At 42.2% G+C, this 25,691-nt stretch carries 22 protein-coding genes and 2 rRNA genes; 11 read left to right on the top strand and 13 right to left on the bottom strand.

From position 1 onward, the window contains the following. Nucleotides 1-114: 114 nt before the first annotated feature. From MKY27_RS00695 to MKY27_RS00675, 5 genes are all read left to right on the top strand, one after another. Nucleotides 115-801, top strand: a complete 687-nt coding sequence (locus tag MKY27_RS00695; protein WP_087618520.1) for a histidine kinase — start codon at nt 115-117, stop codon at nt 799-801. Nucleotides 802-869: 68 nt separating this feature from the next. After that, a complete protein-coding gene (locus MKY27_RS00690) occupies nt 870-1,574 on the top strand; it encodes a FadR/GntR family transcriptional regulator (protein ID WP_339174722.1) in 705 nt (234 codons plus the stop codon). 110 nt (nt 1,575-1,684) lie between these two features. Next, entirely contained in the window at nt 1,685-2,401 is a 717-nt protein-coding gene (locus MKY27_RS00685) for a (Fe-S)-binding protein (RefSeq protein WP_339196859.1), read from the top strand. A gap of 19 nt (nt 2,402-2,420) precedes the next feature. Further along, nucleotides 2,421-3,848: a LutB/LldF family L-lactate oxidation iron-sulfur protein gene (locus MKY27_RS00680; RefSeq protein ID WP_339196857.1), complete on the top strand. Its 1,428-nt coding sequence runs from the start codon at nt 2,421-2,423 to the stop codon at nt 3,846-3,848. Continuing rightward, on the top strand, nt 3,845-4,525 hold the full coding sequence (locus MKY27_RS00675) for a lactate utilization protein C (RefSeq protein ID WP_339196855.1): 681 nt from the start codon (nt 3,845-3,847) through the stop codon (nt 4,523-4,525). Before MKY27_RS00680 ends, MKY27_RS00675 begins: the two co-directional genes overlap by 4 nt. A 42-nt stretch (nt 4,526-4,567) precedes the next feature. Here the strand turns inward: MKY27_RS00675 and MKY27_RS00670 are convergent, their stop codons facing one another. Beyond that, nucleotides 4,568-5,767: an MFS transporter gene (locus MKY27_RS00670; RefSeq protein WP_339196854.1), complete on the bottom strand. Its 1,200-nt coding sequence runs from the start codon at nt 5,765-5,767 to the stop codon at nt 4,568-4,570. 186 nt (nt 5,768-5,953) lie between these two features. Between MKY27_RS00670 and MKY27_RS00665 the strand changes: the two genes are divergently transcribed. Beyond that, a complete protein-coding gene (locus tag MKY27_RS00665; RefSeq protein ID WP_339196853.1) occupies nt 5,954-6,634 on the top strand; it encodes a DUF421 domain-containing protein in 681 nt (226 codons plus the stop codon). A 90-nt stretch (nt 6,635-6,724) separates the two neighbouring features. On the opposite strand, the gene MKY27_RS00660 is transcribed toward MKY27_RS00665, so the two are convergent. The 5 genes from MKY27_RS00660 to MKY27_RS00640 all read right to left on the bottom strand — a co-directional run bounded on the left by MKY27_RS00660 (nt 6,725) and on the right by MKY27_RS00640 (nt 11,161). Beyond that, the gene (locus tag MKY27_RS00660; protein ID WP_339196852.1) at nt 6,725-7,507 is read right to left on the bottom strand and encodes an ABC transporter permease subunit; all 783 of its coding nucleotides are present in this window, start codon (nt 7,505-7,507) and stop codon (nt 6,725-6,727) included. Further along, nucleotides 7,494-8,396, bottom strand: a complete 903-nt coding sequence (locus MKY27_RS00655; RefSeq protein WP_339196851.1) for an ABC transporter ATP-binding protein — start codon at nt 8,394-8,396, stop codon at nt 7,494-7,496. The genes MKY27_RS00660 and MKY27_RS00655 overlap by 14 nt, the downstream gene beginning before the upstream one ends. Next, entirely contained in the window at nt 8,393-8,593 is a 201-nt protein-coding gene (locus MKY27_RS00650; protein WP_339174712.1) for a PLD nuclease N-terminal domain-containing protein, read from the bottom strand. Before MKY27_RS00650 ends, MKY27_RS00655 begins: the two co-directional genes overlap by 4 nt. 12 nt (nt 8,594-8,605) lie before the next feature. Continuing rightward, nucleotides 8,606-9,712 carry a helix-turn-helix transcriptional regulator gene (locus MKY27_RS00645; RefSeq protein ID WP_339196849.1) on the bottom strand — a complete coding sequence of 369 codons (1,107 nt, stop codon included), beginning with the start codon at nt 9,710-9,712 and terminating at the stop codon, nt 8,606-8,608. A gap of 501 nt (nt 9,713-10,213) precedes the next feature. After that, nucleotides 10,214-11,161: a carbohydrate kinase gene (locus MKY27_RS00640; RefSeq protein ID WP_339196848.1), complete on the bottom strand. Its 948-nt coding sequence runs from the start codon at nt 11,159-11,161 to the stop codon at nt 10,214-10,216. 149 nt (nt 11,162-11,310) lie between these two features. On the opposite strand from MKY27_RS00640, the gene MKY27_RS00635 reads away from it, so the two are divergent. From MKY27_RS00635 to MKY27_RS00620, 4 genes are all read left to right on the top strand, one after another. Further along, a complete protein-coding gene (locus tag MKY27_RS00635; protein ID WP_339196846.1) occupies nt 11,311-11,871 on the top strand; it encodes a GNAT family N-acetyltransferase in 561 nt (186 codons plus the stop codon). 18 nt (nt 11,872-11,889) lie between these two features. Beyond that, nucleotides 11,890-12,804: a DMT family transporter gene (locus tag MKY27_RS00630; RefSeq protein ID WP_339196845.1), complete on the top strand. Its 915-nt coding sequence runs from the start codon at nt 11,890-11,892 to the stop codon at nt 12,802-12,804. A 132-nt stretch (nt 12,805-12,936) separates the two neighbouring features. Further along, nucleotides 12,937-14,460, top strand: a complete 1,524-nt coding sequence (argH, locus tag MKY27_RS00625) for an argininosuccinate lyase (protein WP_339196843.1) — start codon at nt 12,937-12,939, stop codon at nt 14,458-14,460. Then, on the top strand, nt 14,453-15,400 hold the full coding sequence (locus MKY27_RS00620) for a BadF/BadG/BcrA/BcrD ATPase family protein (RefSeq protein WP_339196841.1): 948 nt from the start codon (nt 14,453-14,455) through the stop codon (nt 15,398-15,400). Before argH ends, MKY27_RS00620 begins: the two co-directional genes overlap by 8 nt. A 49-nt stretch (nt 15,401-15,449) precedes the next feature. Here MKY27_RS00620 and MKY27_RS00615 read toward each other — a convergent pair whose 3' ends face one another. The 5 genes from MKY27_RS00615 to aceA all read right to left on the bottom strand — a co-directional run bounded on the left by MKY27_RS00615 (nt 15,450) and on the right by aceA (nt 21,440). After that, complete coding sequence (locus MKY27_RS00615) at nt 15,450-15,833, bottom strand: YkvA family protein (protein WP_339174700.1); 384 nt, start codon at nt 15,831-15,833, stop codon at nt 15,450-15,452. Between the two features lie 85 nt (nt 15,834-15,918). Then, entirely contained in the window at nt 15,919-16,629 is a 711-nt protein-coding gene (locus tag MKY27_RS00610; protein WP_339196840.1) for a glycosyltransferase, read from the bottom strand. A gap of 56 nt (nt 16,630-16,685) precedes the next feature. After that, a complete protein-coding gene (ade, locus tag MKY27_RS00605) occupies nt 16,686-18,419 on the bottom strand; it encodes an adenine deaminase (protein WP_339196839.1) in 1,734 nt (577 codons plus the stop codon). Between the two features lie 134 nt (nt 18,420-18,553). Continuing rightward, nucleotides 18,554-19,729 (bottom strand): alanine--glyoxylate aminotransferase family protein, encoded by a 1,176-nt coding sequence (locus tag MKY27_RS00600; RefSeq protein WP_339196838.1) that lies wholly within the window; start codon nt 19,727-19,729, stop codon nt 18,554-18,556. Nucleotides 19,730-20,156: 427 nt separating this feature from the next. Next, nucleotides 20,157-21,440, bottom strand: coding sequence for an isocitrate lyase (aceA, locus tag MKY27_RS00595; RefSeq protein WP_339174695.1), 1,284 nt, complete (start codon nt 21,438-21,440; stop codon nt 20,157-20,159). A 215-nt stretch (nt 21,441-21,655) separates the two neighbouring features. On the opposite strand from aceA, the gene MKY27_RS00590 reads away from it, so the two are divergent. Beyond that, entirely contained in the window at nt 21,656-22,327 is a 672-nt protein-coding gene (locus MKY27_RS00590) for a LytTR family DNA-binding domain-containing protein (RefSeq protein WP_339196836.1), read from the top strand. Between the two features lie 84 nt (nt 22,328-22,411). On the opposite strand, the gene rrf is transcribed toward MKY27_RS00590, so the two are convergent. Next, nucleotides 22,412-22,527 (bottom strand): 5S ribosomal RNA (rrf, locus tag MKY27_RS00585). Nucleotides 22,528-22,710: 183 nt separating this feature from the next. Next, nucleotides 22,711-25,639: ribosomal RNA gene (locus MKY27_RS00580) — 23S ribosomal RNA — on the bottom strand. Nucleotides 25,640-25,691 lie beyond the last annotated feature (52 nt).

Here is a 25,691-nt window from a genome sequence, read left to right as displayed (position 1 = left end):
ATGAGTGCATTGCACTGTAATAGCCTTCGTATTATCTCAATTATGCTTAATTTCTAAAAATATATTCGGATTCATTTCATTATTATAGGATAAGAAAAAGAGGTGCGAACTAAAATGAAACATGTTAAAGGCCGATTAGACGAAAGTATTTTGGTTTGTGTATACTACGGACAAAATGGTGAGCGTTTAATTCGCCGAGGACACAAGCTTGCTACACTACTTGACTGCCCATTATATGTGTTGACTGTTGATTCAAAGCCACTTGATGCATTTGATGCTGAAAAATCCGGCTATATCGAACAGTGGAAAGAACTGACTGATGAATTGGAAGTTGAACAATTCATTATTAAGGATAATGAAAAGCGTCCATTCCATAAAGTTATAACAGAGATTGCAATGGACTTTAATATCACTCAAATTATTGTGGGTCAAAGTGCTCAAAGCCGCTGGGAGGAAATCACAAAAGGTTCCTTCTTGAATGTCCTTTTAAAAGAAGTACCATTCGTTGATTTTCATATTGTATCGGTAAAGCGTCCTTCTGAGGATGAGCTGATCGATGTTTATGAAAAAGGTGTCCGTGCTTATATAATCCAGGAAAATGACTACTATAAAGTCGTGTTTACATGCCCTAAAATAGTGGCTTTGGAAGGTATTTTCTTTAAGGAGATCGGAACAGACTTTGATAATGGGATATTCAAATTCAATTATAACGGGAAACTTTTAGAGGCTGATATAACAGAAGGTACTGTTAATAACCCTGAAATTCTACCTAAAGATCGTTTTACATCACTAAAACCTTAATACGAAAGCTGTTTCCAAGTTATTGGAGCAGCTTTTTTTAGAATATAAAATAGGAAAGGACTTTTAAAATGAAATTTGAAGTACCAAAGACTAAGAAACTATACGAACAAATTGCCGCTATAATTGAACATAAAATTACGATCGGGGAAATTTCGCCTGGCGATAAATTAGATTCCGTTGAACAGCTTGCCAAAAACTTTGAAGTTGGGCGCTCTGCCATCCGTGAAGCATTAACTGCTCTTCAGGCACGGGGTATTATCGAAATTCGCCAAGGAGAAGGAACCTATATCCGCAAAGTAACTGCCCAGGATATTTCTTTAAATATTCCTACATATGCCTCATTTTCTGAGCAGGATTTACAGCAAATATTTGAAGTACGGAAAATTTTAGAATTAGGTCTTATTGAGAATGCTGCAAAACGCAGAACGACTCGGCAGCTTGAACAATTAGAAGAAGCGCTCAGTAAAATGAATGATGCACTAATCGATCCTGAGGCAAGCAGTAATGCCGATATGCAATTTCATGCAATCATTGCCGAAGCAGCGGATAACCCTCTCCTTGTTTCGATGCTTCAAAGTGTTTCCAAGCCAATTGCACGGCAAATCCAGCATACCCGTTCCATTTTATCCACTTCAGATCATGCCGCTTTACACAATTTACATGAGGAACATACTGCGATCTACAACGCTTTAGTGCATGCAGATGATATACAGGCTAAAGAGGCGATGGCAAAACATCTTAAGACCGTTGAATCATTACTTTTCGAACAATAATGTTTTTTAAACGTTATTATTCTCGTTAAATACTATTTCATTAAGTCATCAGATGACCTGTTGACTTAATTGTCAGAAATTTGTAAATTTAATAGAACAGGGGGGATTGGATGAATGTATCATTATTCGCTACATGTTTAGTTGATATGGTTCAAAGTAATATCGGAAAAAACACGGTTGAGCTGCTGGAACGCTTAGGCTGTAAAATAAGTTTCCCAAAAGGCCAAACATGTTGCGGCCAGCCAGCCTATAATAGCGGCTATGTAAAAGCATCTAAAGAAACGATGAAAAATACAATTCGCGTATTTGAAGATGCAGAAGTCATTGTCTGTCCGTCAGGTTCTTGTGCATATATGCTGAAAGAATATGTTCATATTTTTAAAGATGAGCCACTTTGGCAGGAAAAGGCACAAAAAATCGCAGACAAGACATATGAACTGACACAATTTATTGTCGACGTACTTAAAATTGAGGATGTTGGAGCAAAACTGAACGGAACGGCTACATATCATCCTTCATGTCATATGACACGCTTATTGAAAGTGCAGCATGCTCCCCTCACATTGCTTCGTAATGTAGAAGGTCTTGAACTGCTGGAAATGCCTTTAAAAGAAAATTGCTGCGGCTTTGGCGGAACATTCTCTATTAAAATGGGTCCGATTTCAGAACAAATGGTAGATGAAAAGATCGCTTCTGCCGAGCAAATTGCTGTCCATTATTTAATAGGTGCTGATGCAGGCTGTCTCATGAACATCGGCGGACGGATTGACCGGAAAAACATTGATATAAAAACAATGCATATCGCAGAAATTTTGAATAGCCGCTAATAGAGAGGACGTGTTTCAAATGGCGATGAAAATCAGTCAGCAAAAATTTAATGAACGTCTATCATCCAACTTGGAAAATGATTTTATGCGTGGTGCTGTAGCCGGCGCACAGCATCGCTTTCAAACAAGACGGAGTGCTGCTGTTGATCCCTTAGATTGGGAAGAGTGGCGCAACCATGGTGAAGAAATCCGGCAGCATGTTTTGGAAAATCTTGATTACTATTTATATGAGTTGAGTACAAACGTTGAAGCACGAGGCGGTCATGTATTTTTTGCCCAAACCGCCGAAGAAGCTACCGAATACATTTCAACAATTGCGAAACAAAAGAATGCCAAAAAGATAGTGAAAGCAAAATCGATGGTAACCGAAGAAATCAATTTAAACGCACACTTGGAACAGCTCGGATGTGAAGTGATCGAAACGGATTTAGGCGAATATATTTTACAGCTTGATGACCATGATCCGCCTTCTCATATCGTCACACCGGCACTCCATAAAAATAAAGATCAGATTCGGGAAGTGTTTGAACAAAAAATTGGCTATACGGCTTCTTCCCAACCTGAAGAACTGGCACTTCATGCCCGTAAAGTTTTACGAGACCATTACTTAACAGCGGATATCGGCATTACGGGATGCAATTTTGCCGTTGCCGAAACGGGTTCTGTTTGTTTAGTAACGAATGAAGGAAATGCGGATTTAGTAACAGCCTTGCCGAAAACACAAATTTCCGTCATGGGAATGGAGCGTTTAGTTCCCACATTTGAAGAAATGGAAGTTCTCGTCGGCATGCTGACACGCAGCGCGGTTGGCCAGAAATTGACAAGCTATATTACAGTGCTGACAGGCATAAAAGAAGCGCTTGAAGTCGATGGACCCGAAGAATTCCATTTAGTCGTTGTAGACAATGGACGTTCTTCAATTTTAGGCGGGGAATTTCAATCGATTTTACAGTGCATTCGCTGTGCTGCATGTATTAATACATGCCCTGTTTACCGTCATGTTGGGGGGCATACGTACGGATCCATCTATTCAGGTCCTATCGGTGCCGTATTATCACCGTTATTAGGTGGTTATGATGATTATAAAGAGCTGCCCTATGCCTCTACTCTATGTGGCGCATGTACAGATGTATGCCCAGTAAAAATTCCATTGCACCAGTTGCTTCATAAGCACCGGGAAGTGATCGTTGAACGGGAAGGCCGTGCTCCAATAAGTGAGAGTTTGCTCATGCAGGCATTTGGGATGGGCACTTCTTCAAAATCAATCTATCAATTGGGCACTAAAATGGCTTCAACCGTTATGAAACCATTCACGAAAAACGAAAAAATTACAAATGGTCCCGGTCCACTGAAAAACTGGACAGCGTATCGTGATTTTCCTTCCGTGCAAAAAGAACGTTTCCGTGACTGGTTTGAACAGCATAACAAGGGAGGTAAATCCAAATGATTCAAAATCGAGAGCCCTTTTTACAAACAATCGCTGCACGTCTTGGCAGATCTGTTCCTTCTTTAACAAAACCCGACAGAAACTGGAAGCACCTGCCTCAACACGAAGTATTGAAGGACGCTTCGATGGAAGAACTTATCGAAGTGCTAAGAGAACAATGCTTAAACATTCACACTACATTAAAGAGATGCACCCAACAGCAATTGCCTGAAATATTAAATGAAACAATTGCAGACTACGGTGGCGGGCGTGTTATTTACAGCAATGATCCGCGTTTTGAAGTATTGAATGTGTTACCGGTTTTTGAGCAATATGAACATTTAAAGTGGCAATCTGTAAACGGTAAGGGAAATATCGATTTTGCTGAACAGGCAAATGTCGGTGTCGTAATCAGCAACGTGACATTAGCGGAATCCGGCACAATTATGCTTCAAACATCACCGGAAGTCGGCCGGACGCTTTCATTTTTACCTGAAAATTCGATTGCCATTATACCAAAAAGCAGCATCGTTCCCCGCATGACACAAGCTGCCCAATATTTACGGGAGCAGTCCCATGTTTCGTCCTGTATTAATTTCATTACAGGACCAAGCAACTCCGCAGATATCGAAATGAACTTAGTTGTCGGGGTTCACGGACCGGTAAGAATGACGTATATTTTGGTGGAGGATTATTAAAAAAGAACTTCGGACATTAAAATCCGAAGTTCTTTTATTTACCTAGTCCCCTACTCGATCACGAGGCAGGAAAAATGCCACGAGCAATAATAATGTCAGTACCGATATCGCGTTCATTGTAAAGTGAATGCCCATCTTATCAATAAGAATCCCAATAACAACCGAGCCAATTGCCCCCATCCCAAATGCTACACCGACTGTTAACCCGGCCATAGTACCGATTTTCGATGGGACAAGTTCCTGAGCATACACAACAGTCACTGTAAAGCTGACCATAATTAAGAGTCCAATAATAATGAGTAGAACCAGTACAGCAGGCAACGGGACAAACGGAAGAGCCAGGCAAAACGGAATCGGTGCGATCACCGACAGCAATATAATATTTTTCCGACCGAAGCGATCTGATAATGGGCCACCAAAAAATGTGCCTACAACCCCAACTGCCATAAATATAAAGATAAACAGCTGACCGCGCTCAACACTCATCCCATACTGTTCCGATAAATAAAAGACATAGAAACTTGTTATATTCGTAACGTAAAACGAACGGGCAAATATAATGAACAGCAGCACGAGTAAAGCCATTCCAACTTGTTTTTTCGTTAAAGGAGGCAAGGACGAGATCAGCATTTTTTTGATTTTTGATCTCTTTTCCGCCTCGAGCTGACGTTTATACCACATTGATATTTTCGTTAATAAAAAGATCCCGATTGATGTAAAAATAAGAATTACCGATACGCCGTACATCCCGAAAGGCAAAATGATAAATGCGCTTAGTAGTGGAGCTAGTGCCTGTCCGCTGTTGCCCCCAACCTGATAAATGGACTGAGCTAAGCCGCGCTTATTACCTGCTGCCATAAACGACACACGTGATCCTTCCGGGTGAAAAATGGCTGAACCAAGTCCCAAAAATAGAACCGACACTAAAATCATCCAGTATTCGCCCGCTAATATGAGCATTGTCAACCCGATAAATGAGCTCACCATCCCAAGCGGCAATGCATACGGAAATGGCTTCCTATCTGTCATAAATCCGACGGCCGGCTGTAGTAGGCTGGCAACCATATTCAAAACAAATGAAATCAGGCCAAGTTGCGTAAACGTTAATCCTAAATCACGCTCCAATAATGGGAACATCGCCGGTATAACCGCCTGCATCGTATCATTGATTAAGTGACATACCCCAATTGAGACCATGATGGGATAAACAGGGTTTGATTGTTTTACTGTTGTAGTCGACAATTTTTCACATTCTTTCTGTTATATCAATTTTACTTCTCATATTTTTCAGCTCATCCATATGCTGTCTTTTTATAACCCTTTCACTTTTAACTCTCATCATGAATTGGTTAAAGTGCATAGTTTATCGCATTTTATTCATACTACCCATTAAAAGGAGGGATTATCATAGAACTGAACCTTGGCGAAATGATTTTACGTGCAAGCTGTGCATTTTTCGCAATTTTAATACTCGCTCGTATTATCGGTAAAAAGCAAGTGAGTCAGCTCACTTTTTTCCACTATGTCACGGGTATCACTTTTGGTTCGATTGCTGCCGAAATTTCGACTCAAGTGGAAACCCCTTTTTTAGATGGTATCGTTTCTTTAGTAGTGTGGGCTGTATTAACAATTGCGGTCAGCTATATTTCATTCAGATCAAAAAACGCACGTATCCTTTTTGATGATAAACCACAGATTGTCATTAATAATGGTGTCATATTAAATAATGAATTGAGAAAAGCGCGGCTTCATCCGGACGAGCTTGCTATGCTGTTGCGTGAACAGAGTATTTTTTCATTTGATGAAGTACAGTATGCCGTTTTTGAAACAAACGGAGAACTAAGTGTCCTGAAAAAGCCGCTTGCCCGGACTGCAACAACAGCAGATGTTTCCGTATCTGCTCCTTCCCCGCAATACTTGCCGATGGAATTGATTACTGACGGACAAATTATTCGAAAAAATTTAAATGAACTTCAACTTACGGAAGACTGGCTCAGAAAAAAATTAGCAAAGAAAAATATCCATGACGTCAATAAAGTTTATTATGCGCAAATTTTAGAAAATGGATCACTCTATATTAGTATAAAAAATGCTAGTCCACCTTCATAAACAATTAACTCTCATTATATTCCTAATTTTCCTGTAAGTTAATAAAAAAAGCAGAAATCTCGTATAGGACTGTGATTTCTGCTTACTATTTTATACTTTTAAATATCGGATATTTTTCTTGCTCATTTGAATACCGATTAATACGATGACAACAATTAGGACGAGAACAACAAGTAGCGTATACCAGTAATTTTCCATTAATACACTGTCAGTAAGGAGGCCTGTTCCGTACTTTGCCAGCTTCCACGGTGTGATACTCCAAAAGCCGCCGATTAATGTATCAATAAGTAGGCCGACTGGAATGAGAATAATTGTAATAGTAGCAGCGACCGATGTTTGGAAGGCTGCACTCATAGCAACAGTTAGTGCCATGACAAACAGTAGCCATATGCAATACGTACCGAGCATTGCCAGAAATTTTGTTACATCCACAGTCCCGTAAAGGAGAGCCGTATAATACATGCTTCCCGCATAGCCCGCTAGTGCACTGATGATTGCAATTGTGCTTGCAACAATCCATTTACTGAAAAACAATGCCGTAAAAGACATCGGACGAACATAGAGTAGGGTCGCAGTACCATTTTGACGTTCCCGGCTTACCGAACCAATATACGCAGTAATTAATACGAGCAGTCCAATAGTCTGAAATTGACCCGTTGATGCAATAAGCAGATCAGCCGGCTGAAATTCAGGCATTGTCATCATAAATCCGTCGGGCATATTGCCGACCGCCTGCAAAATATCTTCCATGAAGTAATTCATAAGCGGATCACTAATTCCAAGAAGTACAAAAACGAGCGGAATCCATAAAATTTTAAAGCTGCGAACACTTTCACGCCATTCCTTTAAAAGTAATGCTTTAAATTGCTGCATGCTTTCCCGCCACCTTCATAAAAATTTCTTCCAAGCTTGCTGTTTCCCGCTCCACTTTTACAACTGTATATGGTGATGCCGCCAATTGCTGAAGCAGCTGTTGCATCGATGGGCGTTCATCAAAAACTTCTACATATGCCGCTATCCCTTCAGCAATAGCTCCTAATGTAGACTGACTCGCAAATTGACGTGCCTCTTCCGGAGTTGTAAACGTTATTTTAAAACGCGGTTCCTCAAACTTTTGCTTCACCTCTGTCAGTGACCCCTGTTCAACAAGTTTTCCATCCCGCAAAAACAGCAGCTGGTCGGTCATTTCCTCCGCATCGTTCAAAATATGCGTTGAGTACAAAATCGTCGTTTGCTGCTGAATTTCCTTCAATAAATTCATGACTTCCCGACGTCCAACCGGATCAAGTGCCGATACCGGTTCATCCAGCAACAGCAGCTTTGGTTTGTGCACTATTGCCTGGGCAATACCTAAACGCTGCTTCATTCCTCCTGAAAATGTCTCGGTCTTTTTATTCATCGCATCCTGCAAACCTACAAATTCAAGCATCTTTTTGCATTCACTTTTTAATGAACGCTTTTCAAGGCCATTTAAATTAGCCACCATCTCCATATATTCAAGTGCAGTCAGCCAGGAATAGTACTGCGGATATTGTGGTAAAAATCCGATTGCACTGCGAATATCCTTTACATCCGGCATGTTGATCTTGCCGCTTGTCGGTTCCAGTATATTGGAAAGCATCGAAAGCGCCGTCGTTTTCCCTGCGCCATTCGGACCGATCAGCGCTGTAGAAGTATGCATCGGCAAAGTGAACGATAAATCATCCACTACTTTTTTTGCTCCAAATTGCTTTGTGAGGCCATTCACTTCAATGCAGATCATTGGCTTTTCCGTCCGAACAGAAAGTAGGCAATCGGTCCGAGTGTATTAACAAATAATGATACGAGCACCCATACCCATTTCGGGCCGCGCGTCTCATAACTGCGTACAATATCCACAATGGCAACCGCCGCAAGCACCAATTGCAGTACTAATAACGGCGCAATAAGTCCCCAAGGAATATTCGATAATTGATCCATTTTAAATCCTCCTTAAATTTTCAAATGATGTTTTAAATTGATGAGTAAACTTTTAAAGCGCGTATCGTTTTGCACACTGGCCAACATTGGATTCTCGGCGATACTTTCATAAATCGATTTTTTGATCGATTCCTCATCACGTGGTGTTTGTGTGCTCAACATAACTTCCTTTGCAATCCAGCCATCCAGCAAGTAAAAATAATCGTCTCCTGTGAGCTGCAGTGGAAACTTAATTTGCGTACATACTTTCACATAGCGTTCAATACATCGAATTGCTTCATTTGTATTATTTTGTATTGCATAGCCGCTCGCTGCTTTTATATAAAACAGAAGCGTGTTGTGTATATTCAATTTATCTAAATGAAAAATGTCTATTATTGTTTCAATCCGACTGACCGATTCTTCAAAATACGGGATATTTTTCATTTCCAACCCAAGTGCTTCATTCGCATTCGTTATCATATACAGTAAATGCTGATACATGTGGACCTGATGAATTTCCTTCGCCTTTTCTATATTGCCAAGCATCGTTTGTGCCGTTGCGATAAGCTGCTCAGTCCCAAGCTGAACTACAGCGTCTTCCCCTAATAATTCGAGCACTTGCTGAGGTTCCCCTTTTAAAATATACGTATATGCTTCCAGTAAATTTGCCTCGTTTTTCAGCCTGTAATTTCCGCTGAACTCCTTCACACGTTTGCAAAGGTCCTGAATTTTATCAGCAAGCGCTTCTTTTTTCTGTGCGAGATTAAAATAATTGACATAGAGCTGCGCCATCTTCAGTAAAAACGGGAAGCAGCTATAATATTCATCAATGAGCCGATCGATTGCTGCATCCACTTCAGCAAATGGTTCCTTTGAAAAATGCTGTGCTAATTCCGCATACATTTTTAAAATTCGTTCATCCGTCAATTGCGGTTCATAACCGAGCAGTGCATCAATGGAAGTATTGAAAAATGTTGCAAGCTTCGGCAACAGTCCGATATCCGGATAGCTTTGCCCTTTCTCCCACTTCGAAACAGCTGCCCTTGATACTCCGACATGCCGCGCAATTTCTTCCTGTGTTACTTTTAGTTGCTTGCGGCGTTCTGTAAAAATGGCCGCAAATTGAAAATTCGTCATCCCCCTCACCTCTTACACTTATTATAAAAAGAAAATCGGCTGTTTAATAGCGACTAATTCTTTCGGAAAGGAGATTTTGTCAACTGTTGGTTTCATTCGGGGATTGCGGGATGAAAATGTTCTAATATATTGGGGGAAGTTCTAATATATTTTCATTTGTTCTAATAAAGTTGGGATTTTCTAATATAACCGTCCGTTGTTCTAATATCAGACTGTAATGTTCAAATAAATCCCCTGCATTTTCTAATATCGCTCTGACTTTTTCTAATATCGTCGATTATTGTTTTAATAAAAATCAAAACGCCCTCCTTTGCCACCTCGCACTCACAAAATGAAGCTCCTTCGCTCCACTTCTTCTAATAAACCCGTCACTTGTTCTAATAACCATCCAACTTCTTCTAATAACCGGCCGCAATCTTCTAATAACCACAACCACACCCCAACAAAAAAGCCGCCTCCAAAATGTTAAACACTTCGAAGACAGCTTGCTCTATATAAAATTTATTTAATTAAATGCTTAATTTCCTCGTAGCTTGGCAGTGCCGTTAATGCACCGGCTTTAGTTGCCGCCATTGCGCCCAGCTTGTTGCCGAATGCGACACAGCTTACTAAATCTTCTGTTACTGTAGGTAAACCATTGAAATGAACATAGCGGAGTACACCAGCCATAAACGCATCGCCTGCGCCTGTTGTATCTACAGGAACAACTCGTTCAACGGGAACATGTGTTACTTCGCCGTTTAATACGGCATAAGCTCCATCAGCGCCAACTGTAACAAGCACAATCGGTACTAACAGCTCATCCAACTTTTGAAGACCTTCTTCAATTGTTGTTGTTTCTGTAAGGAAATATAATTCCTCATCAGTTAGCTTTAAAATATCTGCATCTTCAAAGAATGAAGTAATCGTCTCACGGCAGACTTCCTCGGATTCCCAACGAAGCGGGCGGATATTCGCATCGATTGCGATGATCGCTCCCTTATCCTTAGCCATATCCACTGCGGCACGTGTTGTTTTTAATGCTGTTTCTTCAAACATCGTTCCTGAACAAACATTTAAAATCGAAGCACGTTTGAATGCTTCTTCCTGTAATTGCTGAGGTGTTACTTGTAAATTCGGCGTCTCATCGACATAATCTTTAAATACTCGCTCACATTTTTCAGTTAAATGCACATATACACCACTTACACGCTTCTTCGCATCAAATACAGCGAAATCAAGATTCACACCTTCTTTTGTAATCTCCTGACGGCAAAATTCCGATGTTTCGTCATCGCCTGTAATTGTAATAAGTGCTGACGGTGCCCCAATACGACTAATCCCTGCTGCAACATTGATTGTTGCGCCACCTAAGTACTTCGTAAATGAAGTATTGGTCTGATCATTTGCAATATAATCAACGAATGCATCTCCATAAACTAAGATGAATTCTTTGTCTATTTGACTCATTAATTGTCTAACCTCCGACGTTGTATGTTCTTACTAATTTACCATAGAAAAGATATATTTATAAAACTTTATACTATTCTGAAACTAATGCTTTCTTCGCGAATGAATATATTTTCTGTTATACTTTGTTCGGTAAGGAGTTGATTGTGATGACCATTACCATTCGACAAGCAGATCGAAATGACGCGAAAGCTGTTGCCCCTCTAATTTATGACGCAATCGGAGACATTGCAAACAATTTGACTGGTGAAGAAGAAGTTTCGCAGATTTTAGCTGCTTTAGAACAGTATGTCACAGAAACGACAAATCGACACAGCTATTTGAATACATTTGTAGCGGAACAACAGGATGAAATAGTAGGGATTGTCGTGCTTTATGATGGCCGTCTCGGATACGAGCTCGATCGTCAGCTAGAAGAACAACTAGCCAAAAAGGGAATACAGACTACATTGGACGTTGAAGCATATATGGATGAATATTACATCGATACCATTTGTGTCTCAAAAAATGCACGTGGTCTTGGCATCGGTACGCTCCTATTGCAATTTGCCGAGCAAAAAGGCAAAGAGCTTGGGTACGAAAAGATTTCTCTAAATGTGGAACTAGAGAAACACGATGCACGACGCTTGTACGAAAAAGTAGGTTATCGTACTACTGAAAGCTGGACAATAATTAATGAGCCATTTCATCATATGGTGAAGTTGCTATAGAATAGGAAGAAACACGAAATGAAACAAAACTGGATTTACCCGCTATTAATCGTAATAGCGGCTAGTAGTTACGGAGTTTTATCAACAATTGTAAAAGTTGCGATGCAGCATGGCTATACTTCGGCAGAAGCTGTGACAAGCCAATATTTCGTTGGATTTTTACTCGCACTCGTGCTCTTTGTTGTAACACAACGCACATTACCGAAGCTATCAAGAAAAGGTGCCATTACTTTAATTTTAGCCGGAATATGTACAGCAGTTACCGGTATTTTTTACGGTCAGTCCCTTAATTATTTACCGGCATCATTGGCAGTTGTGATGCTGTTCCAATTCACATGGATTGGTTTATTCATGGACTGCTTTCTGAAAAGACGCCTGCCAACACGCATTGAATTAATTTCATTAGTATTTTTATTTGTAGGTACGATTTTGGCAGCCGGTGTCATTGATGTAGATTTATCGCAAATCGCTTGGCAGGGATGGGCACTAGGGTTACTCGCTGCCTTTACTTTTGCTGCCTTTATGCAGTTTAACGCTCAGCCTGTTGAAGGAGTGACGACGATCGGACGTACATTTATTTTATCTATTGTATCACTGATCATCGTTTCTATCTTTTTATCGCCTGAAATTGTATGGAACGGTCAATTGACTGGCGGCCTTTGGAAGTTTGGTCTGGCACTCGGGCTCTTCGGTATTATTTTGCCGATTTTACTATATTCGATTGCCGCGCCAAAAGTCGGCGGTGCACTTGTCCCGATTTTAAGTGCAATGGAACTGCCTGTAGCGATTACGGTATCGGTTATTGTATTAAATGAAAATTTAACACTTCTCCAAGTTTTCGGTATCGTATTTGTACTGTTCGGTATGGTTTTGCCATCCTATTTTGCTTCAAGAAAAGTACGTATCATCGATCAAACACAGCAACTGTCCTGATTTCAGGGCAGTTTTTTATTTCTATTTTACGCTGGCTTACTTAATTTATTTGAATTGATAAAATTTTCTAATAATTGTAGAATGAGATTACGAGATAGTAGTTTCTATCATTTGATCGGAGGCCCATTCACGATGTTCTTTCAGAATTACCGCAATCTAATAAATGAAAAAGAAGGAATTTTATTTCCTTCCAACAGTTATCGTCAAATGGTTTTACAGCCCGCTTACGATGAGGCTCGCAAGCATTTTTTGGATGCGATGCTTCAAATTCATATTGCCCATTTAAAGATGCTTGAAGAACAGGAATTGGTTACCCCAGAAAATGCACGCCGTATCGGTCAGGCGATTCAAAAACTTGATCTGGAATATTATAAAACCCGCGATTATAACCCGCAGTTTGAAGATTTATTTTTCCGCATTGAAAACAAGCTAATCGAACTTGGAGGCGATATTTCAGGAAATTTACATATCGGACGCAGCAGAAACGATATGGGAATCGCCATTTACCGTATGACTCTTCGGAAAAAGTTGCTTTCGCTCATGCAGGAACTTTTAAATTTACGTCAATCACTAATCGTCTTTGCCGAAGAGCATGTAGAGACGATCATGATTGGCTATACACATACACAGCAGGCGCAGCCGACAACATTTGCCCATTATTTAAAGGCTGTCATCGACCAGTTGACCAGGGACTATAAACGAATGCAGGCCGCATACAATACGATTAACCGCAGCAGTATGGGCGCGGCGGCTTTGACAACAACTGGGTTCCCGATCAGCCGCGAGCGAGTACAGGAATTGCTTGCTTTTGATGACTTAATCGAAAATGCCTGGGATGCTGTAGCCGGTGCTGACTACATCGCGGAAGCAGCTAGTATCGTACAGCTCGCTGCATTAAATTTAGGGCGCACATCACAGGACTTTTTACTATGGGCAACGCAGGAATTCAATGCTTTTAAGCTCGCGAGTCCTTATGTGCAGATCAGCTCCATCATGCCTCAAAAGCGCAACCCGGTCTCAATCGAGCATACACGTTCGTTGCTCTCATCAGTTGTCGGGGATGCGGCAACAGTGTTACAGATGGTCCACAATACACCGTTTGGAGATATTGTCGATACGGAAGACGATATGCAACCTTATTTATGGCGGGCAATTGACCGTTTAGGCGGGATTTATAAGCTATTTGCAAGTATGATCCTCACGATGGACGTGAATAAGGAAAATTTACTGAAACGTGCGCAAAACAGCTTTGCCAACGTAACAGAGCTTGCCGATTCCCTCGTACGCTCCGAAGGTATTTCCTTCCGCCAGTCACATAAAATCGTCAGCCTATGTGTGCGGGATCTGATGGCAAATAATAAAGAATCGCTCGCAAGCCTGACATGGAATTTGGCAAACGAGAAATGCCTGGAAGTAACGGGAAAGCCGCTTCAAATTAATGAGATTGCCTTTTACCAGGCTATCCAGCCGGAGTATTTCGTTAATATACGTACATTAAAGGGAGGGCCTGCGCCTTCAACAATGCGAAAGTCGCTCAAACAGGCACAAGAAGATACGGTCCATCTTGAAAATTGGCTGCGAGAAAAAACAGAGGCCATTTTAAAAGCAGAAAATCGATTGGAACAAATTTTAAAGGGGTGGACGGAACATGAGTAATCGTTATGTATTAGCCGTTGACGGTGGTGCATCAAAAACAGTAATGACCATTCGTTCTACAGATGGACGTGAACTATTTACCGCAACTTCCACGGGATCGAATTACCAGGCGGTGGGGATTGGAAATGTCCAACACGTATTTACCGGTCTGCTGAGGAGTGCAGCAGCCCATTTACCGAGCCTGTTTATTGATGTAGCCATTTTTGCACTATCCGGCATTGATACAGATCAGGATAAAAAGATTATTGAAGAAATTATTGAAGAAAGTATCGCCCGATCCCCTTTTACATTCGGTCAAGTTTTAATAGAAAATGATGTTGAAGCGACTTTAAAGGGACTTGGGAAAAGTGATATAAGCCTGCTTATTTCGGGCACAGGGGCGATTTGCTATAGCCTCATGAATGACAAGATTAGTCGTGGCGGCGGCTGGGGGCACCGGATTGGTGATGAAGGTAGCGGCTACTGGATCGGAAAACATATTGCGAAGGCGATTTTCCGCGCTGCTGATGGACGCAACAAGCCGACCATATTAACAGAGCTTGTTTTGGCAGGTCATCATGTTCACAGCACAGATGAATTGTTCAACCTTATTTATTCAGCGGATTATACAAATGCCCGATTGGCTAGCTTCAGTTCCTATTTGCAGCAGGCGGTCGAAATGGGGGATGCCGTTGCACAAAAAATTATGCAAAAAGCAGCGGATGAACTTGTTTTATTGGCAGCAACGACATTAAAAAATGCAGGCTATGCAAACAATGAACATACACTGTTTTTAAATGGCGGCATTTTAAAAAATAACCCCGGGCTTGTTGAATTAATAACTGCTCAGCTCCATAAAACACATCCTAATATTACGTTAAAGCTATGTGAGGAAAAACCGATTGAAGCTATTTTCAATCGCGGCTTGCGCGAATTAAACGGTGCCCAGTCTGTAAAATAAACATAAAAAAATCCCCTTTAGCATCAGTTGCTTTAAGGGGATTCATATTTTATTGCACTACGTCTTCCTGACTTCCCAGCTTTCCTTCGATTAGCTCTTTTGCTTCATCCTTCATCTCATCTGTGATCGACAAATACACTTTCCCCAGCGCAGTTAAAATGACAAATGCATCATCGGTTAAACCGAACAAAGGTAGAAAATCGACTACTAAATCGAATGGTAAAATAAAGTACCCAAGCGCTCCCAAAACAATGAGCTTGCTTGATTTCGGCATGTCCGGACTACGCAGGGCAACGTAAAGTGTGGCAGCTGCCTGCATCGCTTTATAGCCTAACCCTCCACCGAATTTCTTCATTTTATGCAGGAACTTTTTATCTGAATAATGTTGATCTTGACCTTCAATCATTTTTTCAAAATTATATTGTTCGCTCATACGAATGCTCCCTTCATCTCTAGTACTTTATTATTCCTCAAATATGCGGCTCGTAATCCTTTACGTTTTCGCAATTAGAAAAGATTCATTTCGTATTGTGCCTTTTATGTAGGAAATTTAACCAAAGCTGCTGGAATATTTTTGTCGGATTCAATACTTCATCATAGTAAATAATTGAATTTTTACGGAGCTTTGCATGACCGATCGGCACCTCGTAGACAGGGACTTTTCGTCTTATCGCCTCAATGAGCATGTTTGTATCATAGTGATACGACTCCCCCTTTACTTTACAAAGCCATGGCAGATGGACTCTTGGGATATAGCGTAACCCTGTTTGGATGTCGAGCAAACGTTTACGGATAAGCAGCTCAAACATCATCGAATAGGCGCGGTTTTGAAGTTTACTAATGAACGGATAGTCGGAATCCTTGAAGTCACGAATACCTAGTATAATCCCGTCCGAAAAAATTTTCGTACTCGATAATACCTGCTCCACATCCAATAACGAATGCTGGCCATGTGCACCTACCGTAATAATCCCCTTTGCCCGCAATCGTGATTTCAGTATATACTCCATCCCGGTTTTTAGCGCGCGGCCTTTCCCCAGGTTTTTGTCATGTGTTAATACTTCGCAGCCTTCTTGCCGCAATTGTTCAAAAAGAACGTTATATCTTTCTGCACTGCCATCATTAATGATAATAATTTGGGAAATAGGCAATGCATTCAGTTTCCTGACAAATTGAAGAAGGGCCGGTAGTGGGTTTAATGCTGGAATCATAACAATCACTTGCTCCATTTTGCATGCTCCTTCATAGAATATTTATGAAAAAATATAGATTAGCAAACTATTCATCAGCCATTAAAAATCTCAACCGGAATATGCTGAAATTTTGTAACATCAAATAAGCCTGTATCTGTAAGCTTAATATCAGGAATAACCGGCAAAGCGAGAAACGATAAAGTAAGAAACAAATGATAGTCGAGTGTAGGATGAATTGTATGCAAACCTTCATGTAATTTCTCCAGCTCCTGCTTCGCTTGTTCAGCAGGAGCATCTGTCATAAGACCGGCAATTGGCAGACTGAGGGAAGCAATCACTTCTCCTTCATTTACAACGACTAACCCGCCTTGTATCTCTTGAAGAGCCTTAAGTGCCAATAACATATCTTCATCATTTGTTCCTACGGCGATCGCATTATGTGAATCATGGGAAATCGTTGTTGCTACTGCGCCGCTTTGAATACCGATACCTTGTACGATTGCGACTGCCTTTGTCCCAACATGGTGATGCCGCTCCACAACCGCCAGCTTCAATAAGTCCTTTTCAATAGAGGGTACAAATTGTCCATTTGCTACATCAACTTCCAACTCAACCCGTTTTGTAATGAGCTGGTTTGGCACAATTTTCATGACATTTGCCCGGTTTCCTGTAAACGGCAAGCGTAAATCTTCAACTGTCAGCTCTGGTAAATGTATAGATTGTAAAATGGACGTTTCCACAGTAGTTTTTTCTGGAATTGGTGAAAGCATTTCTCCATTTTCCGCAACTTTTTTGCCATTTTTCCATACAGCCAGCGCTTTCATCGTCTGCAAATCCTCAACTACTATAAAATCCGCATCATAACCTGTAGCAACCGCACCTTTATTTTTTAGATGATAACATTCAGCGACATTTAATGATGCAAGCTGGATCGCCAGTAATGGATCCATTCCTTCCGCTATCGCCAATGCCACTGTGTAGTTAATGCTTCCCTGTTCCATCAGTTCATCCAGATGCTTATCATCCGTACAAAAAGCAAAACGCCGTGCATTCGACATTGTTACAGCAGGTAAAATGGCTTTTAAGTTTTTGGCTGCTGACCCTTCCCTAATGAACACATACATCCCCTGTTCCACTCGGTCCAATGCCTCTTCGGCTGTGACGCATTCATGATCTGTTGTAATTCCTGCTGCCCTGTAACCGCGTATTTGAGAGCTTGTTAAACCTGCACAATGGCCATCAATGATCATCCCATTTTCTTGAGCAAGCTTTAATTTTGCGAGCATTTCTTTTTCCCCGTTCAGTACAGCCGGGAAATCCATTACTTCTGCTAAACCCAATATATTCTTATGACCGATAAATTCTTTTAAATCTTTTGCCGTCAGCACAGCTCCCGCATGTTCAAAAGAGGTCCCCGGTACACTGGAAGGCAGCATGAAATAAATATCCATTTCGACATCTTCAATATCCTGCAGCATAAATTCCAATCCTGCTTTACCTGAAACATTCGCAATTTCATGCGGGTCTGTAACGACTGCCGTTACACCATGTGGAAGCACGATTCGATTAAACTGTTTGGGGACAAGCATAGATGATTCAATATGAATATGCGCATCAATAAAGCCCGGTACAATATACTTCCCGCTTGCATCTATTACTTGTTCTGCTTCAAATTCACCTGGCTCTGAAACCGCAATAATTTTGCCGTTTGCCACTACAACATCGCCTTTGCGCCAGCGTAAATTAAAGACATCGGCAATTTGCGCATGTTGAATGATGAAATCCGCTTTACCTCGATTTTGAGATTGATCAATAATTTCCCTCATATGCCACCCCCTGTTTATTTCACACTATGATCCTATTTCTTTTATTAATTAAATAAAAAAGGGATGGCTTTAAAAATTGCACCGTCCCCTTTCCTATGATTGCACTAAACTTTAATATATGATTCTAGCAGCCTTTAGCTCTTTACTGTTGCTGCTTCTATTTCCTGAGCAAATACACTTTTCGCCTTTTCAATATCGACTTCCAGCTGCTGCTCGTGCAATGCTTCACCAATTGCTACAATAGCCTGCTCCAGCATTTCCGCTGTTGTATTCCCCATATGCCCGATGCGGAATGCTTTTCCTGCCAAGTGGGCTAAAGAACCCGCTACGATAATGCCGCGCTTCGCCAGACTTGCTCGGAACTTGCCATCTTCAATACCTTCAGGATATAAAATACAGCTTAATGTCGGTGCAGCTACTTCTTCATCAGCCAATGGTGTCATCCCGTAAGAACGCAGTGCCGCACGGATCGCTTTACCAAATGCGATATGACGCGCTTCACGTTTTTCCATACCTTCTTCTAATACAATATTCAATGCAACATCATATGCATAAATTAAGTTAACCGGAGGCGTCGCAAAGTACATTGCCGGATTCTCCATAATATTGCGCCAATTATGTATATCCGCATAATAGGCCGGCACTGTCCCGATTTGTTCACGTGCTGCCAATGCATTCGGACTGAAAGCAACAATTGCCAGCCCTGGAGGAATACCAATTGCTTTTTGCGATCCAGTTAACACAATATCAATTTTGTAATTTTCTTCACCGTAAGCTTTACTCATATCCTCTTGCAATGCTGCTGTTGCGACAACACCATCGACAATGACAAGTGCACCGGATGCTTTAATAATCGGTACTAGCGTATCTAAGTCCGAAACAACTCCAGTAGATGTATCCGCATGTGTAATTGTTACGGCCTTATACTTATTAGCCTTCACCGCTTCCTCCACTAGCTTGGCGTCTACACGTTCACCCCATGTCGACTGCAATACATCCACTTCAATTCCAAACGCCTTTGCAAGTGGTGTAAAACGATCGCCGAAATAGCCGTGGCTAATAACCAAGAGACGTTCACCTTTTGCAATAGTATTTACGATTGCCATTTCCATTGCCAACGTACCTGAACCTGCTACTACATACACTTCCCCGTCTGTATTAAACAGCTTTTTCGTATTAGCTAACGCGTTCTTAAAAGTTTCAACAAATCGAGGGTCTGTATGGCCTCTCGTCTCACTCGCCAAGGCATCATAAATCTCATCCATTACCGGTGTCGGCCCTGGCACTAATAATAATTCTTTATTTTTCATTGGTATCGCCTCTTTTTCTTAATAGTAAAAATATTCTATCTATATAATATTCTCTATACTTTATAGAACTCCTTCATTTATATAAAATAGAAAATGCCTTTTCAGCCCCATCCAAGCTAAAAAGACATTCCTCTTTATAAAAACCCCTTAGTTTTCCTTATATGTTGGGAGGCATCCCATACTAAACCGCGTTCCAATTCGATTTAGCATTTTTCATAGTAGTCAATCTGTTCAAGTTCAAGAAAGTATTCCTTTTCCCCCTCCTATGTTTCTTTCAATAGTCGCTTCGGCATAACGTCTATTTACTAAGTGCACATTCCCCAATGTCACTAGAATCAGTAAGATAGAAGAAAAGGAATAGATTAATCCGAAAAAGCAGTTCCCCGTTTATGAATCTCTTCATAACACTGCCTATTAAACTTCAGTCTTATACAAATTGCTCTGTTTCAGTAGAGCCGGACATAGCAGTTGTCGAAGATGTACCACCTGAAATTGTTTGTGATACTTCATCAAAGTAACCAGTACCTACTTCACGTTGGTGACGAGTAGCAGTGTAACCTTTGCTTTCAGCAGCAAACTCAGCTTGTTGTAGTTTAGAGTAAGCAGCCATACCATTATCTTTGTAGTCATGCGCAAGCTCGAACATTGAGTAGTTTAAGCTGTGGAAACCAGCAAGTGTAATGAATTGGAACTTGTATCCAAGCTTTCCTAGCTCACGTTGGTACTCTGCAATCTCTTCATCTGATAATTTAGCTTTCCAGTTGAATGAAGGCGAGCAGTTATACGCTAACATTTTCCCTGGGAACTCAGCATGGATTGCAGCAGCAAACTCACGCGCTTCTTCTAATGATGGGTGAGAAGTCTCACACCAGATTAAGTCTGCATATGGTGCATAAGCTAAACCGCGTGCAATTGCTTGCTTAATGCCTGGTTTAGTACGGTAGAATCCTTCAGGAGTACGTTCACCAGTTAAGAACTCTGCATCGCGTGGGTCAATATCTGACGTTACCATGTCAGCAGCATCTGCATCTGTACGTGCGATTAAAATTGTATCAACGCCTGCCACATCAGCAGCTAATCGTGCCGCAATTAAATTACGGACAGCGTTTTGTGTTGGTAATAAAACTTTCCCGCCTAAGTGACCGCATTTTTTCTCAGAAGCCAATTGGTCTTCTAAATGCACACCAGCTGCACCCGCTTCAATCATCCCTTTAACTAATTCGAATACGTTTAACGGACCACCGAAGCCTGCTTCTGCATCAGCTACAATCGGTGCAAACCAGTCAAAACCGTCATCGCGGCCTTCCGCATGGTCAATTTGGTCAGCACGCTGAAGCGCCTGGTTAATACGTTTTACTACTGCTGGTACAGAGTTTGCCGGATATAAAGATTGGTCCGGATACATTTGACCAGAAAGGTTTGCATCAGCCGCTACTTGCCACCCCGATAAGTAGATTGCCTGTAAACCTGCTTTTACCTGCTGTACAGCCTGATTCCCCGTTAAAGCTCCTAACGCATTGATGAAAGGTACTTCATGTAATGACTTCCATAAACGAGCAGATCCACGTTTTGCTAAAGTTTGCTCCTGGATGAATGAACCTTGTAACTTTACAACCTCTTCTGCTGTATAACCACGCTCAATACCTTTCCAGCGCGGGTTTTCTGCCCAATCCTTTTGTAAAGCTTCAATTCTTTCTTGACGAGTTGACATAATAAATTTCCACCTTCCCCATTGTGTATGGATATTCTGTTAGAAAAATTTGTAATTGACTGTTCCATAACAGAACATCTTGCTGTAATATAATGTATAACAGAATGTTTAACTTTTCATTATTTTCTGATAAATTAACTTTAATTTAGGATGAATGGGTATATTTGGAGGATGAGTTGTCATTTAGGCTATAATACAGAAGGAGTGGAATTGCATTGTCATTACAAAATATTGAAATCGAAAAGGACATTTTAAATCAGTATAAAATTATTTTAGAAGATTGGATTCCTGAGGATGCATCGATTGCAATAGCAGTAAACAATAGCTTTATTTATTTCAGTACCGGTCATCACCATTTTGCATTGAAAGTCGGGTCGGCTGTTCCGAAAGACAGCATCGCTTATAAAGTACTACAAACTAAACAAAAGGTTGATGCTGTTATGGAGAATACACTTTTTGAAACACCCTATTATGCAATCGGTTATCCGATTTTGGTTAACGGCGAACATGGCGCTCTAGTTGTCGTCCTGCCCCCATTGTTTAAAGTAAAGAGTTCGGATATGTATAAGTTTTTAACAGGTAAACAAATGGAGGATTGGGTTCCGATTTCGATTGATGAAATTTCACATATTGAAAGTTTGCAAAAGAGGACTTGGTTTTACTCCAAAGGTGAACAATACAAAACAGCTGTTACACTGAAAGAATTACAGACTCGACTGCCAAATAACTTTCTTCGCATTCATCGCTCTTATATTATAAATATTTGCTATATCAAAAAAATCACGCGTGATTTAACTTCAAATTTTATTGTACAGCTGAAGGACGGCGTGGAATTGCCAGTAAGTCAGTCCTATATAAATAACTTGCGGGCGGTTTTGGAGTTTTAGTATGAGGAAAAATTTATAAAAGACAGGGCTCTATAGATCGAATAAACAAAAAACCCACTGATTCCTCAGTGGGTTTTTACATGTGCGAAGCGACGTCCTACTCTCACAGGGGGAAGCCCCCAACTACCATCGGCGCTAAAGAGCTTAACTTCCGTGTTCGGTATGGGAACGGGTGTGACCTCTTTGCCATCATCACTTCACTATTACGGCTTCCAATACACGGCGCTATCCTTCGTCAACTTCCTTCGTTCTTTCAGTCACGTACTTGAGTACGCTCCTTCAATCACTCAGTCGTTTCCTCGACTAGCTTGTGTCTTGAAACCCTTAGAAAGATCATTCTTTCAAAACTGGATAAACGTTTCATTGAGTTTGTGCAATAAAATGTGGTTAAGTCCTCGACCGATTAGTATTCGTCAGCTGCATGCGTCACCGCACTTCCACCTCGAACCTATCTACCTGATCGTCTTTCAGGGGTCTTACTTACTTGCGTAATGGGAAATCTCATCTTGAGGGGGGCTTCATGCTTAGATGCTTTCAGCACTTATCCCGTCCATACATAGCTACCCAGCGATGCCTTTGGCAAGACAACTGGTACACCAGCGGTATGTCCATCCCGGTCCTCTCGTACTAAGGACAGCTCCTCTCAAATTTCCTACGCCCACGACGGATAGGGACCGAACTGTCTCACGACGTTCTGAACCCAGCTCGCGTACCGCTTTAATGGGCGAACAGCCCAACCCTTGGGACCGACTACAGCCCCAGGATGCGATGAGCCGACATCGAGGTGCCAAACCTCCCCGTCGATGTGGACTCTTGGGGGAGATAAGCCTGTTATCCCCGGGGTAGCTTTTATCCGTTGAGCGATGGCCCTTCCATGCGGAACCACCGGATCACTAAGCCCGTCTTTCGACCCTGCTCGACTTGTAGGTCTCGCAGTCAAGCTCCCTTATGCCTTTACACTCTACGAATGATTTCCAACCATTCTGAGGGAACCTTTGGGCGCCTCCGTTACTCTTTAGGAGGCGACCGCCCCAGTCAAACTGTCCGCCTGACACTGTCTCCTACCCCGCTAAGGGGCATGGGTTAGAAGTTCAATACAACCAGGGTAGTATCCCACCGACGCCTCCTTCGAAGCTGGCGCTCCGAGATCTCTGGCTCCTACCTATCCTGTACAAGTTGTACCAAAATTCAATATCAGGCTACAGTAAAGCTCCACGGGGTCTTTCCGTCCTGTCGCGGGTAACCTGCATCTTCACAGGTACTATAATTTCACCGAGTCTCTCGTTGAGACAGTGCCCAGATCGTTACGCCTTTCGTGCGGGTCGGAACTTACCCGACAAGGAATTTCGCTACCTTAGGACCGTTATAGTTACGGCCGCCGTTTACTGGGGCTTCAATTCACAGCTTCGCTTGCGCTAACCGCTCCTCTTAACCTTCCAGCACCGGGCAGGCGTCAGCCCCTATACGTCACCTTACGGTTTTGCAGAGACCTGTGTTTTTGCTAAACAGTCGCCTGGGCCTATTCACTGCGGCTTCTCTAGGCTATGCACCCAAAGAAGCACCCCTTCTCCCGAAGTTACGGGGTCATTTTGCCGAGTTCCTTAACGAGAGTTCTCTCGCACACCTTAGGATTCTCTCCTCGACTACCTGTGTCGGTTTGCGGTACGGGCACCTCTCACCTCGATAGAGGCTTTTCTTGGCAGTGTGAAATCAGGAACTTCGCTCATACGAGCTCGTCATCACAGCTCAACGTTAGAGTATGCGGATTTGCCTACATACACGCCTTACTGCTTGAACACGCGCAACCAACGGCGTGCTTACCCTATCCTACTGCGTCCCCCCATTTCTCAAACGGTGAGGAGGTGGTACAGGAATATCAACCTGTTGTCCATCGCCTACGCCTATCGGCCTCGGCTTAGGTCCCGACTAACCCTGAGCGGACGAGCCTTCCTCAGGAAACCTTAGTCATACGGTGCATGGGATTCTCACCCATGTTTCGCTACTCATACCGGCATTCTCACTTCTAACCGCTCCACCAGTCCTTCCGGTCTGACTTCAACGCTGTTAGAACGCTCTCCTACCACGCATACTCAAAGTATGCATCCACAGCTTCGGTGAATCGTTTAGCCCCGATACATTTTCGGCGCAGCGTCACTCGACCAGTGAGCTATTACGCACTCTTTAAATGATGGCTGCTTCTAAGCCAACATCCTGGTTGTCTAAGCAACGCCACATCCTTTTCCACTTAACGATTACTTGGGGACCTTAGCTGGTGGTCTGGGCTGTTTCCCTCTTGACTACGGATCTTATCACTCGCAGTCTGACTCCCGTGTATAAATATCCGGCATTCGGAGTTTGTCTGAATTCGGTAAAGCGAGATGCCCCCCTAGTCCAAACAGTGCTCTACCTCCGGTATTCTCAATCACGAGGCTAGCCCTAAAGCTATTTCGGAGAGAACCAGCTATCTCCAGGTTCGATTGGAATTTCTCCGCTACCCACACCTCATCCCCGCACTTTTCAACGTGCGTGGGTTCGGGCCTCCAGTGAGTGTTACCTCACCTTCACCCTGGACATGGGTAGATCACCTGGTTTCGGGTCTACGACCACGTACTAATTCGCCCTATTCAGACTCGCTTTCGCTGCGGCTCCGTCTTCTCAACTTAACCTCGCACGTAATCGTAACTCGCCGGTTCATTCTACAAAAGGCACGCTATCACCCATTAACGGGCTCTAACTACTTGTAGGCACACGGTTTCAGGATCTATTTCACTCCCCTTCCGGGGTGCTTTTCACCTTTCCCTCACGGTACTGGTTCACTATCGGTCACTAGGTAGTATTTAGCCTTGGGAGATGGTCCTCCCGGATTCCGACGGAATTTCACGTGTTCCGCCGTACTCAGGATCCACTCTGGAGGGAATGAACTTTTGACTACAGGGCTTTTACCTCGTTTCGCGGACCTTTCCAAGTCGCTTCGTCTAGTTCATTCTTTTGTAACTCCGTATAGAGTGTCCTACAACCCCAAAGAGCAAGCTCTTTGGTTTGGGCTCTTCCCGTTTCGCTCGCCGCTACTCAGGGAATCGAATTTTCTTTCTGTTCCTGCAGGTACTTAGATGTTTCAGTTCTCTGCGTCTGTCTTCGACACGCTATGAATTCACGTGAAGATACTATCCGATTAAAGATAGTGGGTTCCCCCATTCGGAAATCCCCGGATCAAAGCTTACTTACAGCTCCCCGAGGCATATCGGTGTTAGTGCCGTCCTTCATCGACTCCTAGTGCCAAGGCATCCACCGTGCGCCCTTATTAACTTAACCAAAAGTTAACACTTGGAACGAGTCCAAGATTTAAGTTTACACGTCAATTGCT

This window comes from Solibacillus sp. FSL R5-0449 (assembly GCF_037975215.1).
In the GTDB taxonomy this organism is placed as follows: Bacteria; Bacillota; Bacilli; order Bacillales_A; family Planococcaceae; genus Solibacillus.
Note: the sequence above shows the minus strand (reverse complement) of the source record. Positions and strands in the feature narration are given on the sequence as shown.

Bases quoted from the DNA above. Each gene is read 5' to 3' on its own strand.
- MKY27_RS00640 (WP_339196848.1), bottom strand. From the start codon at position 11,161: ATGAGTCAAATAGACAAAGAATTCATCTTAGTTTATGGAGATGCATTC.
- MKY27_RS00660 (WP_339196852.1), bottom strand. From the start codon at position 7,507: ATGCAGCAATTTAAAGCATTACTTTTAAAGGAATGGCGTGAAAGTGTT.
- MKY27_RS00610 (WP_339196840.1), bottom strand. From the start codon at position 16,629: ATGGAGCAAGTGATTGTTATGATTCCAGCATTAAACCCACTACCGGCC.
- MKY27_RS00635 (WP_339196846.1), top strand. From the start codon at position 11,311: ATGACCATTACCATTCGACAAGCAGATCGAAATGACGCGAAAGCTGTT.
- MKY27_RS00685 (WP_339196859.1), top strand. From the start codon at position 1,685: ATGAATGTATCATTATTCGCTACATGTTTAGTTGATATGGTTCAAAGT.
- MKY27_RS00665 (WP_339196853.1), top strand. From the start codon at position 5,954: ATGATTTTACGTGCAAGCTGTGCATTTTTCGCAATTTTAATACTCGCT.
- MKY27_RS00650 (WP_339174712.1), bottom strand. From the start codon at position 8,593: ATGGATCAATTATCGAATATTCCTTGGGGACTTATTGCGCCGTTATTA.
- MKY27_RS00675 (WP_339196855.1), top strand. From the start codon at position 3,845: ATGATTCAAAATCGAGAGCCCTTTTTACAAACAATCGCTGCACGTCTT.
- MKY27_RS00620 (WP_339196841.1), top strand. From the start codon at position 14,453: ATGAGTAATCGTTATGTATTAGCCGTTGACGGTGGTGCATCAAAAACA.
- MKY27_RS00680 (WP_339196857.1), top strand. From the start codon at position 2,421: ATGGCGATGAAAATCAGTCAGCAAAAATTTAATGAACGTCTATCATCC.
- MKY27_RS00655 (WP_339196851.1), bottom strand. From the start codon at position 8,396: ATGATCTGCATTGAAGTGAATGGCCTCACAAAGCAATTTGGAGCAAAA.
- aceA (WP_339174695.1), bottom strand. From the start codon at position 21,440: ATGTCAACTCGTCAAGAAAGAATTGAAGCTTTACAAAAGGATTGGGCA.
- MKY27_RS00600 (WP_339196838.1), bottom strand. From the start codon at position 19,729: ATGAAAAATAAAGAATTATTATTAGTGCCAGGGCCGACACCGGTAATG.
- MKY27_RS00690 (WP_339174722.1), top strand. From the start codon at position 870: ATGAAATTTGAAGTACCAAAGACTAAGAAACTATACGAACAAATTGCC.
- MKY27_RS00645 (WP_339196849.1), bottom strand. From the start codon at position 9,712: ATGACGAATTTTCAATTTGCGGCCATTTTTACAGAACGCCGCAAGCAA.
- MKY27_RS00615 (WP_339174700.1), bottom strand. From the start codon at position 15,833: ATGAGCGAACAATATAATTTTGAAAAAATGATTGAAGGTCAAGATCAA.
- MKY27_RS00695 (WP_087618520.1), top strand. From the start codon at position 115: ATGAAACATGTTAAAGGCCGATTAGACGAAAGTATTTTGGTTTGTGTA.
- MKY27_RS00630 (WP_339196845.1), top strand. From the start codon at position 11,890: ATGAAACAAAACTGGATTTACCCGCTATTAATCGTAATAGCGGCTAGT.
- ade (WP_339196839.1), bottom strand. From the start codon at position 18,419: ATGAGGGAAATTATTGATCAATCTCAAAATCGAGGTAAAGCGGATTTC.
- argH (WP_339196843.1), top strand. From the start codon at position 12,937: ATGTTCTTTCAGAATTACCGCAATCTAATAAATGAAAAAGAAGGAATT.